Annotated in this window: 10 protein-coding genes; all 10 read left to right on the top strand. The window is 33.7% G+C overall.

Going from position 1 to position 16845, the window contains the following annotated elements; all coding sequences use genetic code 11:
- Positions 1-76 precede the first annotated feature (76 nt).
- The 10 genes from C8D94_RS08865 (at position 77) to C8D94_RS08815 (ending at position 16770) form a co-directional block, all read left to right on the top strand.
- Positions 77-3865: a type IIG restriction enzyme/methyltransferase gene (locus tag C8D94_RS08865; RefSeq protein WP_115123558.1), complete on the top strand. Its 3789-nt coding sequence runs from the start codon at positions 77-79 to the stop codon at positions 3863-3865.
- Between the two features lie 10 nt (positions 3866-3875).
- Positions 3876-5678, top strand: a complete 1803-nt coding sequence (locus tag C8D94_RS08860) for a DUF6119 family protein (protein ID WP_115123557.1) — start codon at positions 3876-3878, stop codon at positions 5676-5678.
- 15 nt (positions 5679-5693) lie between these two features.
- Positions 5694-7172, top strand: coding sequence for a DUF2779 domain-containing protein (locus C8D94_RS08855; RefSeq protein WP_115123556.1), 1479 nt, complete (start codon positions 5694-5696; stop codon positions 7170-7172).
- Positions 7173-7219: 47 nt separating this feature from the next.
- On the top strand, positions 7220-7906 hold the full coding sequence (locus C8D94_RS08850) for a GNAT family N-acetyltransferase (RefSeq protein WP_115123555.1): 687 nt from the start codon (positions 7220-7222) through the stop codon (positions 7904-7906).
- Between the two features lie 175 nt (positions 7907-8081).
- Positions 8082-8369: a DUF6922 domain-containing protein gene (locus tag C8D94_RS08845; RefSeq protein ID WP_115123554.1), complete on the top strand. Its 288-nt coding sequence runs from the start codon at positions 8082-8084 to the stop codon at positions 8367-8369.
- Positions 8370-8372: 3 nt separating this feature from the next.
- The gene (locus C8D94_RS08840; protein WP_115123553.1) at positions 8373-9131 is read left to right on the top strand and encodes a nucleotidyl transferase AbiEii/AbiGii toxin family protein; all 759 of its coding nucleotides are present in this window, start codon (positions 8373-8375) and stop codon (positions 9129-9131) included.
- A 764-nt stretch (positions 9132-9895) separates the two neighbouring features.
- Complete coding sequence (locus tag C8D94_RS08830) at positions 9896-11011, top strand: PIN domain-containing protein (protein WP_115123551.1); 1116 nt, start codon at positions 9896-9898, stop codon at positions 11009-11011.
- A 380-nt stretch (positions 11012-11391) separates the two neighbouring features.
- Entirely contained in the window at positions 11392-12033 is a 642-nt protein-coding gene (locus C8D94_RS08825) for a DUF6266 family protein (protein ID WP_115123550.1), read from the top strand.
- 333 nt (positions 12034-12366) lie between these two features.
- The gene (locus C8D94_RS08820; RefSeq protein WP_115123549.1) at positions 12367-12786 is read left to right on the top strand and encodes an HYC_CC_PP family protein; all 420 of its coding nucleotides are present in this window, start codon (positions 12367-12369) and stop codon (positions 12784-12786) included.
- Between the two features lie 108 nt (positions 12787-12894).
- Positions 12895-16770: an efflux RND transporter permease subunit gene (locus tag C8D94_RS08815; protein ID WP_115123548.1), complete on the top strand. Its 3876-nt coding sequence runs from the start codon at positions 12895-12897 to the stop codon at positions 16768-16770.
- The last annotated feature ends 75 nt before the right edge of the window (positions 16771-16845 follow it).

The following is a 16845-nucleotide window of genomic DNA, read 5'->3' as shown; positions in this document are numbered from 1 at the left end:
AACATTTTATGGTTTACATTCAAGTTTACCACAAAAAAGATTTATATTTTTAAGGCTACAAAGGTCAATTTAAAGAATGAACAAAACTAATACCAGAAAAGCACTAAATCCTGCTTATAGAAAACATAAACCTCTACGGAAAGACGTCAATAAATTTGTAGAAGAATTAAAACAATGTCTACAAGAAGTAAAGCATAGTGATGACAACGGTGAAAGTGAAGAACATATTAAATCTCATTTCATTCAGTTTTTTAAGAATACATTTTATGCGGAAAACTATATTAATACTAAAGAGCGTATTGATTTAGCTATATACACAGGCAAAACTGCAAAATCTGATGTTAGTGTTATTATAGAAGCTAAAAAACCAAGTAACAAATCTGAATTTTTAACAGAGACAAATATTAACCGTAAGGCATTACAAGAACTATTACTATATTATTTACGTGAACGTTTAGATAACGAAAATAATAACATTAAGCATCTGGTGGCTACTAATGGTTATGAATGGTATTTATTCAAAGCTGAAGATTTCTATAATTACTTCTATAAAAATAAAGCCCTTTTAAAAGAATATAAAGCCTTTAGAGATGGTCTAAAAGACACTTCCAAAAATGAACTCTTTTACAATGAAATAGCAAAAAAATATATTGCAGAAGTTGAGCAAGATTTACCGTTTGTGCATTTAGATTTTTCTAAAACCAATTTCGACAAATTAAGTGACGCACACCTAAATACACTTTTTAAAATATTCTCTAATGTTCACTTATTGGGTCATTCCTTCGGTAATGACAGCAACCAACTTAATAAAGCTTTTTATAATGAGTTATTACACATTATTGGATTAGAAGAAGTAAAAGATAAGGGTAAAAAAGTTATAAGCAGAAAATCTGAAAAAAACAGAGATTACGCATCGTTATTAGAGAGCACCATTTTTCATTTAGAAGACAGAGACTATCTGCATAAAATAAAAAGTATAGAAAACAATAGTGAAAAAGCATTCAATGCAGGTTTAGAGTTGTGTCTTACTTGGGTAAATAGAATACTCTTTTTAAAACTATTGGAATCGCAACTACTTACCTATCACGATAAAAATCCAATATATAAATTCCTTAACTCAAAATTTATTAATGGGTATGACGATTTAAACGATTTATTCTTTTCTGCATTAGCAAAAATTGAAGAAGACCGCCATCCAAGATTTAAAGATAAGTATCAATACATTCCATACCTAAACAGTTCTCTTTTTGAACGTAGTATTTTAGAAGACGAAGCGTTTGAAATATCGGCACTAAATAATGATGATATTACCATTTATAGCGGAACCGTATTAAAAGATATTAATGGTAAAAAACAAAAAGGAAAACTAAAAACCCTCGATTACCTGTTTCAATTTTTAGATGCTTACGATTTTGCAACCGATGGAAATGAAGGTATTGAAGACGCCCAAGAAACAAAGTCATTAATTAACGCTTCGGTATTAGGTTTAATATTCGAGAAAATTAATGGTTATAAAGAAGGTTCATTTTACACCCCTGCATACATTACAATGTATATGTGTAAAGAAACCTTACGTCGTGCAGTAGTACAAAAATTTAAAGAACAAGAAAACGACCAAATAGAAACGTTTGAAGACTTGCAATCTTATTGTCAACGTTACTTTAAAATTGATGATTTAAAACGTTTTAACACCATAGTAAACAGTTTGCGTATATGTGACCCGGCAGTAGGATCTGGTCACTTTTTGGTTAGTGCATTGAATGAGTTAATTGTTATTAAAAACGAATTAGGCATTTTAGTAGATGCTAAAGGCTTACCGCTGCGGTGTGATATAGAAATAGTAAATGATGAATTGTATGTCATTGACGACAAGGGCTTATTATTTGAATACAACCCTACTGAAAAAGAAAGTACACGCATTCAGCACACCCTATTTCACGAAAAACAAACCCTAATAGAAAACTGTTTGTTTGGTGTAGATATTAACCCCAACTCGGTTAAAATATGTCGTTTGAGGCTTTGGATTGAACTGCTTAAAAACGCTTATTATACCAAAGCTAACCGTTTACAAACCTTACCTAACATCGATATCAATATTAAATGCGGTAACTCATTAATAAGCCGTTTCAGTTTAGATGATGATTTAAAAGATGCTTTTAGAAATAAAAAGAATCCTAAATTAAAATACACATTTACAGATTATAAAAATGCAGTAGCCGAATATAAAGACACAAATAAGAAGGAACGAAAGCGGGAGGTATTAGAAATAATAGAGGAAGTTAAAGATAATTTTAAAAGCACATTAGATAATAAGTTTATCAACAAGTTTATAAATGCTCAAAAAGAATATAACCTGAAAGAAGAGCAAATAAATAACCTTAAAAAGTTTGGTGAAAAAATATCAAAAGCAGAAAAAGAAAGATTACTTAATCTAAAATCGAAAGTTGAAGAAGCATATTTGGAACAACAAGAAATTGTAAACAATGCCATTTATCACAATGCTTTTGAATGGCGTTTTGAGTTTCCAGAGGTATTATCAGAAGATGGTGGTTATATAGGTTTTGATGCTATTATAGGTAACCCACCATATATTAAAGAACGTGATGCAAAAGATATTTTTGCGCCAATACGTAAAAGTCCTAAATGGCAAGAATACCTTCAAGGGAAAATGGATTTGTGGTATTTCTTTCTACATCAAGCCTTTAATATTGCTGACAAAAATGCTTATATATCTTATATAACAAATTCATATTGGGTGAAAAGTGATGGTTCTAAAAATCTTATTAATAGAATTTTCAATGAGAAGACTTTAAATGAAATTATTTATTTTGATGATTATCCAATTTTTGAAGAAGTATCTGGTAAGCATATGATTCATTCTTACTTTAATTCATTAATTACTAATGACTATGAAGTAAAGTTAGTTTTAGTTGACACCAAAGATTTTAGCAAAGACATAAATAAGGAAACAGTCTTACACTATAATAACAAGGAAATATTAAATAATGATTCTATTAATTTGGATGTTAGTTCAAGCACATTATTTAATGATTGTATTGAATTAGGAGAATTATATAATACTTCTGTTGGCATACAAGAAAGTTCAGATAAAGTTGCCTCTAAAAATATACCAACCGAATTAGAATATAAATTTAAAGGTGGTGAAGGTGTATTTGTGATTAATAAAAATGAAGTAGAAAATTTAGAGCTAAACGAAGAAGAGAAAAAAATATTAAAACCCTATTTAAATACTCATAATGTTGTAAAGTATGGTATTAATTTTTCAGACGAGTATTTAATCTTTTCAGATAAAAAAATTAGAGAACAGATTAAAGAAAATATTTATCCAAACTTAAAAAAACATTTAGATAATGTAACGCACTTTGTTACGTCGTCTAATGCACCTTATGGCTTGCACAGAGATAGGAGTTCTAAAGTAAATCCTTTCGATATACCAAAGCTTATTTGTCCAGGAATGTTCAAGTTTCCACATTTTACTTATGATGATAAACAATATTACGTAGGCTTTTCTTTTTCCGTTATTTGGCAAAAAAACAAAGACTATGATTTGAAATATCTTTTAGGTATTATGAACTCAAAACTTGGTGAATATTGGTTTAACACTAACGGTAAAAAGAGAGGTGTTGGTGTTGATATTGGAGTAAAAGTTTTTAGGCAATTCCCTGTAAAGAAGGCTTCATTACAAGAGCAAGAAACCATTATAAATTTAGTCGATAAGGTATTATCAATAAAAATTGAAAATCCAAACATAGACACTAAATCATTCGAAAATGAAATTGACCAAATGGTATATAAATTATATGGTTTAACAGCTGAAGAAATTAGTATTGTAGAGAATAATTAAAGCAAATACTATGGAAGATATTCGTTTAAGAGCAGATGGTGAATATGAAATAAAAATATTTCAAATTGATACTACCCATAGGGATTTAAAAGGATTAAATAAACACCAAATAGTAAATACACTCGTAAAACATCATAAAACAAGAATAAACGAAACCGATTCTATAAATGATGAATTATTTCCTAAAGTAATTGATGATATACATTACTATACCTATGTCTATAACGAAAAAGAAAAGAAAGCGCATTGGGAGAGTTTTTTACCTTCTACATTATCAGAGAATCTTGACTTTACAGTTTTAAAACTTTCTTTCGTATTATTTGCTTGTATTGATAATAAAATATTTGCAGTTATTGGAGGTGGTGGCACAATGGTTATTAAGGCATTTCAAAATCACCGTTTTGGTTTAGAGTTTTACGAATATTTGACAACTCTTGACGAAGAAATAGTTTCATTAACAACAAGGGGTATTTCAGGCACTTTAACTCAAAGTAATAGAATTTTTAAAGAAGGTCAAAGATTAAGTGATGTTTTAAACTTTGTTAATATTCCAACAAGTATAAATTTAGTTTTAAAGGATGTTATAAGAGATACTTATTTCGATTTTATTGATTTTGGAGATAAAAATGTTCAATTAGAAATAGCGTCATACTTTCATATTAAACATAGAATTTCATTTGAAGAATTACATCTACTATTTAAAAGAATAAATGAAATAATTGATACCCAAACGAGGCGAGCATTAACATCATTTGTTGAAATTAAAGAAAGAGGTCTTACAGATGATGAGTTTGTTAAAATCTTAATGATAGTATTACGTGATGATATGCTCAATAGATTTTCCCAAACAAGAGGTCAAAATCCAAGAAAAGCTGATATAGATTTTGTACATCCATCTAAAATAAAACAATTCTATGAATGTGATAGGTTTGAAATAAAGCTAAAGGGTCAACGCAAAGACTTTTTAGAAATAACAGACAGAAATAAATTATATGAAGAAGGATTAAAATATGTTTACGATCAACTTGAATTAAATGCAAGTCAAGTTGATTTTAATAAAATTATGTGGGGTTTAAAGGTTGAAGGGTTTAAGGGTAATAGAACAGAAAAATATGTATGGGCAAACTTTTGGCATTATGTAACTTGTGAGTTACAGTATGAAAACAAACCTATATTTCACATTGATTCTAAATGGTATTTAGTAAAAGATGATTTTACTGATTCAATGAATCAACTATGTAGTCAAATGATAAATAGACATCATTCTCAAAGAAACATTTTATTTCATCCTTGGACTTCAGGCTCTGAAGATGCTTACAATTCGCTTTACAGAAACGAACCTAATTATTGGGTTTTTGATAAAGCATTGGGGCAAAATATTGAACTATGTGATATTATGTATGAAAGTGAAGAAGATAATAAAATCTACCTTATTCACATTAAGACAGGTTTTGATGCTAAAATTAGAGACTTGTGCAACCAAGTTGTTATTTCAGCAAATAGGTTTATGATTTCTCGCAATTCAGGTGACAATTCATTTGTAGGTGATGTAATAGATAGCTATAATAGGCGTACAGACAATATTGGATATGAAATAAACAATAAAGATACTTTTTTACAAAAATTTGCTACTGGAGGTAAAGAAATAGTGTTTGTAATGGCTTTTAAATCAGATACACAAAGAGTTCCAATCATAAGGAACAACGTAGAAAAAATGGATTCTAACATAGCTAAATTTTCACTTATCCAGTGTATTAGAGAAATGTCTACTTTTAATTATCCAATAGAGATTATAGAGATTAGTAATTCTTAATAATGGTTTATTAATATGCATCAACTCACAAAAACCGACTTTATTCATTATTTAAATTGTCCAGAATCGTTATGGTTACTAAAAAACAAACCTAATGTATATCCTAATGGAGAATTTTCATTGTTTTTAGAAAAACTAATTAAAGAAGGTTACGAGGTAGAAGCCTATGCAAAACAACTATTTACAGACGGTATAGAAATACCAGAAAATGCAAGTCCAGAATTTACAAAAGGTATCATAAATAAAGGAGGTACAGTATATTTTCAACCCTCTTTTTCTACTCAAAAAGGCGTATTTGCAAGAATAGATATATTAGAACGTTTGGCAAATAATACCTGGCATATTTATGAGGTAAAATCTTCTACTTCTATAAAAACAGATAACAAACACAACCATTTAAAAGATGCTTGTTTTCAAAAACAAGTACTCACAGAAAATGGCTTTACAGTTTCAAAAGTATCAATCATTCATCTTAATAAAGAGTATGTAAAACAAGGCCATATCGTTGCAAGTGATCTATTAGAAATTGAAGAGGTTACAGATAAATTAGAAGCTTTGTATTCAAGTGTAGTAAATAAAATAAATGCTGCATCAAACTTTATTAATAAAGAAACCATTAACGAAACAGAATGTTCCTGTAAATATAATACAAGGTCTAACCATTGTGATAGCTTTAAATACTTTAACACCACTATTCCAGAGTATCCTATTTATGAAATAGGAAATATTAGAGCAAAAAAAATAGGTCAATTAGTAGACAATGACCAATTAGCAATTATTGATATTCCATTAGATTTTGAATTAAATGTAAACCAACAAACACAAGTAGAATCTGTAAAACAAGAACAACCCATAATCAATATAACAAATATTAAAAGGGAATTAGATAAATTGAAGTTTCCATTACATTTTATAGATTATGAAACCTATGCAAGTGCTATTCCTAAATTAGATGGTTTAAGTCCGCATAAGCATTTAACATTTCAAGTATCTATACACACTTTAACAGAGAAGGGTACATTAACTCATTTTGAATATTTGTTAGATGCTATGAAAATGCCAATAGATATGCTTCAAGCAATGCAAGACTTTACAGGAAGCACAGGCACATTTGTGTCTTGGCACGCCAGTTTTGAAATAGGAAGAAATAAAGACTTAATAGAATGGTTACCACAATTTACCAATTATCTAACTTACATTAATGAGCATACGTTTGATTTAGAGACGATTTTCAAAAAAGACTATATAGATTATCGTTTTCACGGTTCTAGTTCCATTAAAAAAGTATTACCTGTTATAGTTCCAGAAATAGCCTATTCAGATTTAGATGTTAATAATGGTACAATGGCTTTAGATACTTGGGGAAGAATGGTATTAGATGAAGACTTTAAAGAGGACAAGGAAACTACCAGAAAAAACCTTTTAGAATATTGTGAGTTAGATACGTTGGCAATGGTTAAGATTTATGAGGTGTTAATAGAAATTATTGGATAATGTATTCGTTTTAAAGATTATATAAAGTTTCAGAATCAATATATAAAATGAAAGAAAGCCAAATTCAAACCTTTCTCAATAAACTCAATAATAATAAGTACTCAAAAACAATATTTAAGCACCAAATAGGGGTTAATGTTGATTATGCGAAAGTTTGGGAATCTATAAAGAGTACCCAACAAAAACCTTATAGTTTTTTCTTTATAAAAACTAATGATAAATATATTGGAGCTGTATTGGATATGTATAATGATTTACATTGGTATATGTCACCAAATTATAGAGGTAAAGGTCATTTAACCATAGCATTAAAAGAAGTTATTCTTCCATATATATTTGATGTTTTAGAAAGAGATTCTCAAATAATATCAATTACTGAATCTCAAATAGGTTCAACTAATTATAAAAATTCTATTAAAGTTGCGTTGAGTGTAGGTTTTAAAAAGTTAGATGGAGATAAACTTGAATTGTCTTTTGAAGATTTAGATAAAGCTTTTGATGAAACTAGAGTTATATTTAATGGCTTATCTGACAAGAAAGTAGATACTATTAATAATGAACTTGTTTTTATAGCTAAAAGATTAAATCAAATAAATGCTCAAATAGATAACGCTTTTGGTAAAGATATTTATGAGTATACTAATAATCCACTTAAAGAATTAAGTACTATAGTTTCTAATCATAAATATATAATACAAGATATAATAAGCGATTTTAATGAACTAAAAGGTTAATGTTTTCTAACAAGTAACAAACAAGTTTATTAAACGACTAATAGATATAATACTATAAATAATGGTATAGATATTGTAGTAAATAGTTAAACTAATGCTTTAATAGATAGTGAATTAAATACTATTTTATATATTTGTACTATACTTTAAAGTATAAGAGAAGTAAAAAGAAGTTTTGAAAACGAAAGTAAACATAGCAAATGTAGCCCAAAAGAAAGTGTTTTGGGATATGGATATGAACAAGTTATCTGCTAAAGAAGATAAGGATGTTATTATCCCAAGAATGCTATTGGCCACTAATGAAAAAACGTTTAGAAAAGATATTGCTTCTGTTGAGAAAGTATATACTGCAAATGAAATTTACGCTGTACTTAAAAACACTAAAGAGCGTATAAGTAACCAAGTATGTAGAATGGTTGCTGCACGTTATAACAAGCCTACATTTTTACGTTATAAGTTCTAATAAATGAGTACGGTTTCTCAAGTACTCATTACTACTATCAAAGAATTACAAGCCTTACCATCATTATCACAATTTTCATTGGCAGGTGGTACAAATTTGGCTATCCGTTTTGGTCATAGAGAATCTCAAGATGTAGATTTATTTTGTCCTGAAATTGTTGGTATAAAGCATTTAGAACAAATAGAGCAAGAGGCAATTGCTTTTTTTGGGAAAAAGAATGTTACAGGCATTGATTATCCAGCAGGTAAAGAAAGTGAACAGCATACTTTTTTAAGATTTTGGGTAACAAAGTCTTGCGGTACTATGATTAAGGTCGAAATCATTCAAAATATGAAAATGATGGATGATATAGAAATTATTGATGATATAAGATTAGTAACCACGAGAGATATAGGGCTGTTTAAATTAATTAGCGGTTCAAGTAGGGCAGCAAATAAAGATATTTACGATTTAGATTTTATTACAGAAAAGGTTGATTTAGTTGAGCTATTTGAAGGATTAAAAGCTAAAAAGGAAAAATTCAATCAAAAGGAACATCAAAATATATTTGATTTGGATGATGAAGGTTGTCCAACACAAGACCTATATTTGTTATTAAAATTTGATGGTAAAGTATCGCAAAGCAAAATGAAGCCAATGCACTCTAATGATAACATTCTCATTCCAAAGGATGGTAAATCTTGGATAAGTTCAAAGATAAGTTGGAGAATGAAAGTTAGGAGACTATTTAGGCATTTAGGGATTGAATTTAAAAGTAGATAAATAAGTCCCCACTTTAAGCACTTCCGCTTCCGTTTGTTACGTTACTCTTCACGCACGTAATCACAAGAGCTTCCGTTCCCCACAGTACAAGTTGCAATATTTTCCGCACCTTGCTATCGCAAGACGCTACAAAATTCCAACCTGTACTTTTGCCTTTGCGCTCAATTCCGTAAAAGCAGGTAAAGCGGTGTTCGTCAGTTGTTCCATTTTGTTCCATAAAGCATAATCACAAATACTCTCGTTGGTCGTATTGGTGCTTAACATATATAGCACTACTGCGGTGACACATCCTCGTTAGCACTATATATTTGCTTTATTTCACACACTACACAACTTCCTCACCCGTAGCTACTCTTGCACCCCAAACCCCAATAAGGTGTTCGCTTGTAGCTCACAAAATATAATTTGGGGTGCAACCGCTACTTAATAATTTGGCTCGCCTGCTGTTCGCTTCGGGCTAATCGGGTTGTCACTGTTTTTGAGTAGCACATTTCATAATTCAATTAACAATTGAAATAATAAGTCAAGTTAAAAAACAACATCCGTATCAAAAACACCGCCAACCCTGCGTGTACCACGTAGTTATGGCAGCTTTACGCTAAAGCTTCAAGCTATCCACCATAACACCCTTGCTCAACTCGCTGGCGGCTCGCTTTATAGTTACAGCAATCCATTCTCGCTGCGCTTCATTCCTTGCTGTACTATAGCTGCGCTTGTTTACCTGCTGAAGAAAATTTCATAAATTGTAGACTTTATATACATATATGATTTTAGAATACAATATTATTTTTTTAGACACAAATGTTTTTCAAAGTGAGAATTTTACTGAGGGTAAAAAACTTAATCAATTATTGGATCAGTCAATTGAAGAAGGAATACAAGTTAAAATAGTTGATATTACATATCAAGAATGTTTGAAACGTATTCAGGAAAATTTAACTAAAGCTAAAACAGCTTTTAAAAAAGCTTCTGCATTATTAAACAAAGAAGGTAATTTATTAAGGCAAACTGAAAAATATAAACAATTTTATTCTATTCCTAAAGTTGAAATTGAATCAGATTTCACTGAATTGAAGAACCATTTTGATTCTTTTTTAAAAGAAAAAAATATAGAAATTATATCATCTGAAATAGCAAATCATAATGAAGTCTTTAAACTGTATTTTGATAAAAAATCCCCTTTTGGTACAGGTCAAAAAAAGGATGAATTTCCAGATGCTTTTATTTTAAATACTATAGAACATTGGTGCGATATAAATATGTCTGGTGCATTTGTGATTTCTTCGGATAATGATATGTTGAGTTATGTTTCCAAGAGTTTTGAGGTCATCAATGGGATTGGACAGATGTTAAATGTATTTGTTAACGCAAGCAATTACTATAAAGCCGTTTATGGTATTTTATCTTCAAATTTAAACCTAGCTATAGATGAATTAAAAGAATCTATTGATGATTACACAGATAATTTTTCGATACTAATTTATGAAAGATTGTTATCTGACCCATACTATGTAGAATTGGAATATGACTTGGGTGAAATTTTAAATTTTGAGGTTTCTTCATTAATTATAACATCTTTAGAGGAAAACTTGGTTCAAATGGATATTAGAGCTAAAGTAGATTTACAATTACCATTAACTTATAATGATTTATCAATGGCTCATTATGATAGTGAAGACGATAGATATTGGAACGTAACCCACGTTTCTGAAAATAGTATTTATAGATTAGATTTATTGCTTCCTGCCGAGTTTGAGTTTGAAATAGATGAAGAAGAAATAATAAACTTCAGTTTAGGTACTCTATATGATTATAAGCTTATAGGTTACGAAAAAATCGAAGAAAATATTCAAGAACGCTCAGAGTTTTCCGATTGGTAAAAATAAAAAAAAGACCACAAATTTAGCAGGCTTTCATAAGCCAACGCTTTATGCCGAAAAGGTCAAGCCCTTCGGGTTTTGAAAAAAATATTGCACCTATCTCGGTGCATTTTTCAAAAACCTTTTTTTGCAGCAATATTTTTCACTAAAAACCTTGTCGTCATAGCCATCGCCTGCAAGTTATTTGTTTTCTTTTTTTCGTTTTCTTTTTTAAAAATTATAAAGGTTTGGGGTTCGTTTCATTTTGCGACAATAGCGGCTAAACGATGCTGAAAAGTTCTATAAGGCATCAATTTTGCGTATACTTGATTGAAGGGTATTTTACTCGAATCAAGTCCGTACCAAGTCCGAATGAACGTTAATTTAAATTTATAAATGTTATGGGTGTTATTTCACAAGGAATCCTTGGCGGTGTATCAGGGAAAGTAGGAAACGTAGTTGGTGCTTCTTGGAAAGGTATTGACTATTTAAGAATTAAGCCTTCTAACGTGGCTAATCCACGTACGGAAGGACAAGTAAGTCAAAGAACAAAATTTGCGCTTACGTTAAGTTATTTACAGCCTAATTTAGGCTTTATTAAAGCGGGTTACAAAGGCTATGCAGTACAAAAAACAGAGTTTAATGCTGCGATGTCTTATGTGCTAAACAATGCAGTAGGTGGTACTGCACCAAACTTTACTATTGACTATTCTTTAGCTCTTTTAAGTAGAGGAAACTTATCGAGTGCATTAAACCCTGCAACAGATTTAACCACAGCGGGACAAGTAACATTTACTTGGGATGATAACTCGGCAGAAGGTAATGCAAATGTTACTGATAAAGCTATGGTGTTGGTTTATAATCCTGGTAAAAAAGAGTCAATGTATATTCTTGATGGTGCAGATAGAACAGCAGGTTCTCAAACAATTACTATTCCATCAACTTATGCAGGAGACACAGTAGAGCTTTTTATGGCATTTGTTTCAGCAGATGGTAGCCAAGTATCAAACAGTATCTATTTAGGCTCTGGTACGGCAGCTTAAACGCTTCTGAATAGATATTTAAAACCGTTTCCTTTGGAAGCGGTTTTTTTGTTTAAAATAGTTATTTTAGCATTATACAAATAGATCATCCGATTGTTGATATTTGTTCTGTAAATACCCTTATTTATACTGAAATGTTGCCTATTTGTTGCCCAATCTTTTGTAAATACTATAAACAAAGAGTTTTTACTTTTTGTATCGGAAAGTAATTAATAATGGTATCTAGGAACTACGTTGCCAATAGTATTGATGCCAAATCTTTTTGTTGCAATGATCAATTAAAGTTCTGTTAATCTCAACGAACCCTGTTAAAATTTTGTAGCTTTGTAATAAATGAAGCAGTTTTTCCATAAAATATTGTCTTTAACAATGGCTTTTGTAGTGTTGTTCTCTACCATGTCATTTACCGTAGACATGCACTTTTGTGGAGATACATTGGTAGATTTCAGTTTAATTTCAGAAGCGAAAAGTTGCGGAATGGAAAAAGCACAACCTATTAAACGTTGTGAAAATCCTGAAATGACTTCAACATCGTGTTGTACTGACCAACTGCTCGTGAAGGAAGGTAAAGACGATCTTAAAATATCTTTTGACACGCTTTCTTTTGAGCAGCAAACGTTTATCGCTGCTTTTACGTACTCTTATATAAACCTATTTGAGGGAACCGAACTTGACGAAGTTCCTTTTGTAGCTTACCCCCCACCCTTTGTCATACGGGATGTGCAAGTGCTGCACCAGACTTTCTTAATTTGATGTAATAGATTTTTTGAATAAAGCCCAACAGCTATGCTGTTACGGGCTAAAGTGCGTGTTTGCCATTTTCCGCAACACGTAATTCCAAAACTCTAATAATCAAATGTTATGCTGAATAAGAGCATTAAATTTCTCATAGAAAACAAACTTGTTGCCGTTCTACTACTCGCCCTATTTGTGGGTTGGGGCGTGGTCAATGCACCTTTTAATTGGGAAACGGGCTTTTTGCCTACAGACCCAGTTGCCGTTGATGCCATTCCAGATATTGGTGAGAACCAACAAATTGTTTTTACCAAGTGGCAAGGTCGCTCGCCACAGGATATTGAAGACCAAATCACATATCCGCTTACCACTTCCCTTCTCGGTATTCCAGGCGTAAAAACTATTCGTAGTTCTTCTATGTTTGGGTTTTCCAGCATCTATATCATTTTTGAAGAAGACATCGAGTTCTATTGGTCGCGCAGTCGCATTCTTGAAAAACTGAACTCACTTCCTGCAAACCTTTTGCCTGATGGTGTCAATCCATCACTCGGGCCGGATGCAACAGGTCTCGGACAGATATTTTGGTACACGTTGGAAGGTCGTGATAAAGACGGAAACGTTACTGGTGGTTGGGATTTGCAGGAATTACGTAGCATTCAGGATTACTATGTAAAGTACGGACTATCCTCTGCAAGCGGTGTTTCTGAAGTGGCTTCCATAGGTGGGTATGTTCAGGAATATCAAGTGGATATAGACCCGGAAAAAATGCGCCAGTACAATGTAAGTATGGGCGATGTGGTAAAAGCCGTAAAGCAGAGCAATCAAGATATAGGCGCACAAACCCTCGAAATCAATCAAGCCGAATATCTCGTTCGCGGATTGGGCTACGTAAAGTCCATTTCAGATATCAAAAATGCGGTAGTAGATTCAGAAAATTTCACGTCCATCCGTATCAAAGACGTGGCAAACGTACATTTGGGTCCTGCTGCAAGACGTGGAATCCTGGACAAGGAAGGTGCCGAAGTTGTAGGTGGTGTGGTAGTCGCGCGCTATGGTGCAAATCCGCTGGAAGTTATCAATAATGTCAAAGCTCAAATTGCCGAAATAAGCGCTGGTCTTCCCACAAAAACTTTGAAAGATGGGCGCACTTCGCAAGTAACCATCGTGCCATTTTACGACCGGACAGAACTTATACAAGAAACGCTGGGCACGCTCAATGAAGCCCTGACTTTGGAAATCCTGATTACCATTTTGGTCATTATTATAATGGTTTTCAATCTGCGTGCATCCATCCTTATTTCAGGATTGTTACCCGTAGCCGTTCTGATGGTTTTTATCACGATGAAGCTCTTTAATGTAGATGCAAACATCGTCGCACTTTCTGGTATCGCCATTGCCATAGGAACGATGGTGGACGTGGGCGTGATACTCGCCGAAAATATGATACGGCACTTGGAAGAAGCTAAAGCTCAGAAGTTGGAAGTTGGAAATGTGAGGTTGGAAGATGGAAGTTGGAAAAGTTCAGACGGACAGAGAGATAAAACTGAAATTAATAATGAAAAGGATTCAATACTCAATAGTCAGTCACAATCTTCTAGCCTCGAGCCTCCAGTCTCCAGCATCAATAAAATCATCTACAACGCCACTGCCGAAGTCTCAGGCGCTATCCTAACAGCTGTCTTGACGACCATTATCAGTTTCCTACCCGTATTTACAATGATAGGTGCCGAAGGAAAACTGTTCCGTCCGCTCGCCTTTACTAAAACAATGGCGCTCACGGCATCGCTCATCATTGCGCTGTTTATCATTCCACCCATTGCGGCATTTCTTTTCCGCAAGACGAGCTTGCGGGAACGCACACAGTACGCCATCAACGGCGCACTTGTTTTATTGGGTATTCTCGCCATTGTTTATGGATTTTGGTTAGGGCTGATTCTTATCGCCTTTGCCATCACATCACTTTTAAAGATGCGTGGTACGCTTTCGCTAAAGCGGAAAAACCTACTGGATATCATCATCTCATCTGTTGCCATCGTATTCCTGCTCGCTACCTACTGGCGACCATTGGGCTTTGACCGAAGCATCGTGATAAACCTAATATTTGTTTCCATAATCTGTTTTGGATTGCTCGGTGTATTCTCGATTTTCAGGATTTACTATGAACGTATTTTGAAATGGGCACTTCAGAACCGATATCTGTTTTTAATCATTCCGGCTACGGTACTCACGTTGGGTATCATCATTATGCGCAATACGGGCAAAGAGTTTATGCCAGCGCTCAATGAAGGTTCATTTCTTTTGATGCCTACATCCCTACCGCACGCAGGCGCTGAAGAAAACAAACGCGTACTGCAACAGCTGGATATGGCTGTGGCGAGCATCCCTGAAATCGAAACCGTAGTGGGTAAAGCCGGAAGAACAGAAAGCGCACTCGACCCGGCACCGCTCTCGATGTATGAGAATGTCATTCAGTATAAATCTGAATATATGCGGAATGGTTCTGGCGAGCGACAACGCTATAAGGTCAATGACGATGGGTTGTTTGTATTGAAGAACAACAAATTCACCATCAACCCAAATAATGAGATAGATGAAGATGCAAACTATGCCGAAACATCGCTCAAGACTACCGCCACACGCGAAGATTTGATTGAAGATGACGATGGCGAGTACTATCGAAACTGGCGACCGGACATTGAAAGTCCAGATGATATTTGGAACGAGATTGTACGTGTGACCAAACTACCAGGCGTGACATCTGCACCCAAGTTGCAACCCATCGAAACTCGACTGGTAATGCTACAAACAGGAATGCGAGCACCTATGGGTATCAAGGTAAAAGGTCCTGATCTAAGAACTATAGAAAACTTCGGACTGCAACTGGAAGATATTTTGAAACAAGCTGAAGGCGTTAAGGAACAAGCTGTTTTTGCAGACCGAATCGTGGGCAAACCCTACTTGCTCATAGATATTGAGCGAGACCAATTGGCTCGATATGGTATATCCATTATGGACGTGCAGGAAATCCTTCAAGTGGCCGTAGGCGGTATGCCACTCACGCAAACCGTGGAAGGACGTGAACGCTACGCTGTACGTGTGCGCTATCCAAGAGAATTACGTGCAAATCCAGAGGACTTACGTAATATCTATGTTCCCGTTGAGAAAGGTAGCCCTGTACCATTGGGAGAATTAGTAGATATCCGCTACGAGCAAGGACCCCAGGTCATTAAAAGTGAAGACACCTTTCTAATTGGCTACGTGCTATTTGACAAACTCGACGGCTTTGCCGAAGTGGATGTGGTAGAAAATGCCCAAGCGCTGATTCAAGAAAATATTGATAACGGTTCGCTGGTCGTACCGCAAGGCGTGAGCTATCGCTTTACGGGAACGTATGAAAACCAGTTGCGAGCAGAAAAAACCTTATCGGTCGTGGTACCACTTTGTTTACTGGTCATTTTCTTGATTCTGTATTTCCAATTCAGGTCGGTTTCTACATCACTTATGGTGTTTACCGCAATCGCCGTAGCCTTTGCAGGTGGCTTTATTATGATATGGCTATACGGGCAGGATTGGTTTTTCAACTTCGGCTTTTTTGGCGAAAATCTGCGGGACTTGTTCAATATGAAAACCATCAATTTAAGTGTCGCCGTTTGGGTAGGTTTTATTGCCCTATTTGGTATTGCAACGGATGATGGTGTGGTAATGGCCACTTATTTAGACCAATCTTTCAAAAGCAACGAACCAGATAATAAAAAAAGTATAAGGCTTGCCACTTTGGAAGCCGCAGGTAAACGTATCCGCCCGTGTTTGATGACAACCGTAACTACTGTGCTTGCCTTACTTCCCGTACTCACATCCACAGGCAAGGGAAGCGATATAATGATACCGATGGCGATACCCATTTTTGGCGGAATGATAATCGATGTTACGTCCTATTTCCTACTACCAGTCCTATACAGCTGGAAGAAGGAATATGCACTTTCGCGTAAGGGTGGAAATTAGAGGTTCGAGGGTAGAGGTTGGAAGATGGAAATTGGAAATTGGAAGATGGAAGATGGAGGATGGAAAATGGATTAT

Source organism: Marinirhabdus gelatinilytica (genome assembly GCF_003353425.1).
Taxonomy (GTDB): Bacteria; Bacteroidota; Bacteroidia; order Flavobacteriales; family Flavobacteriaceae; genus Marinirhabdus; species Marinirhabdus gelatinilytica.
The sequence above is the reverse complement of the archived record's forward strand: the minus strand, read 5'-3'. Positions and strand labels throughout refer to the sequence as shown.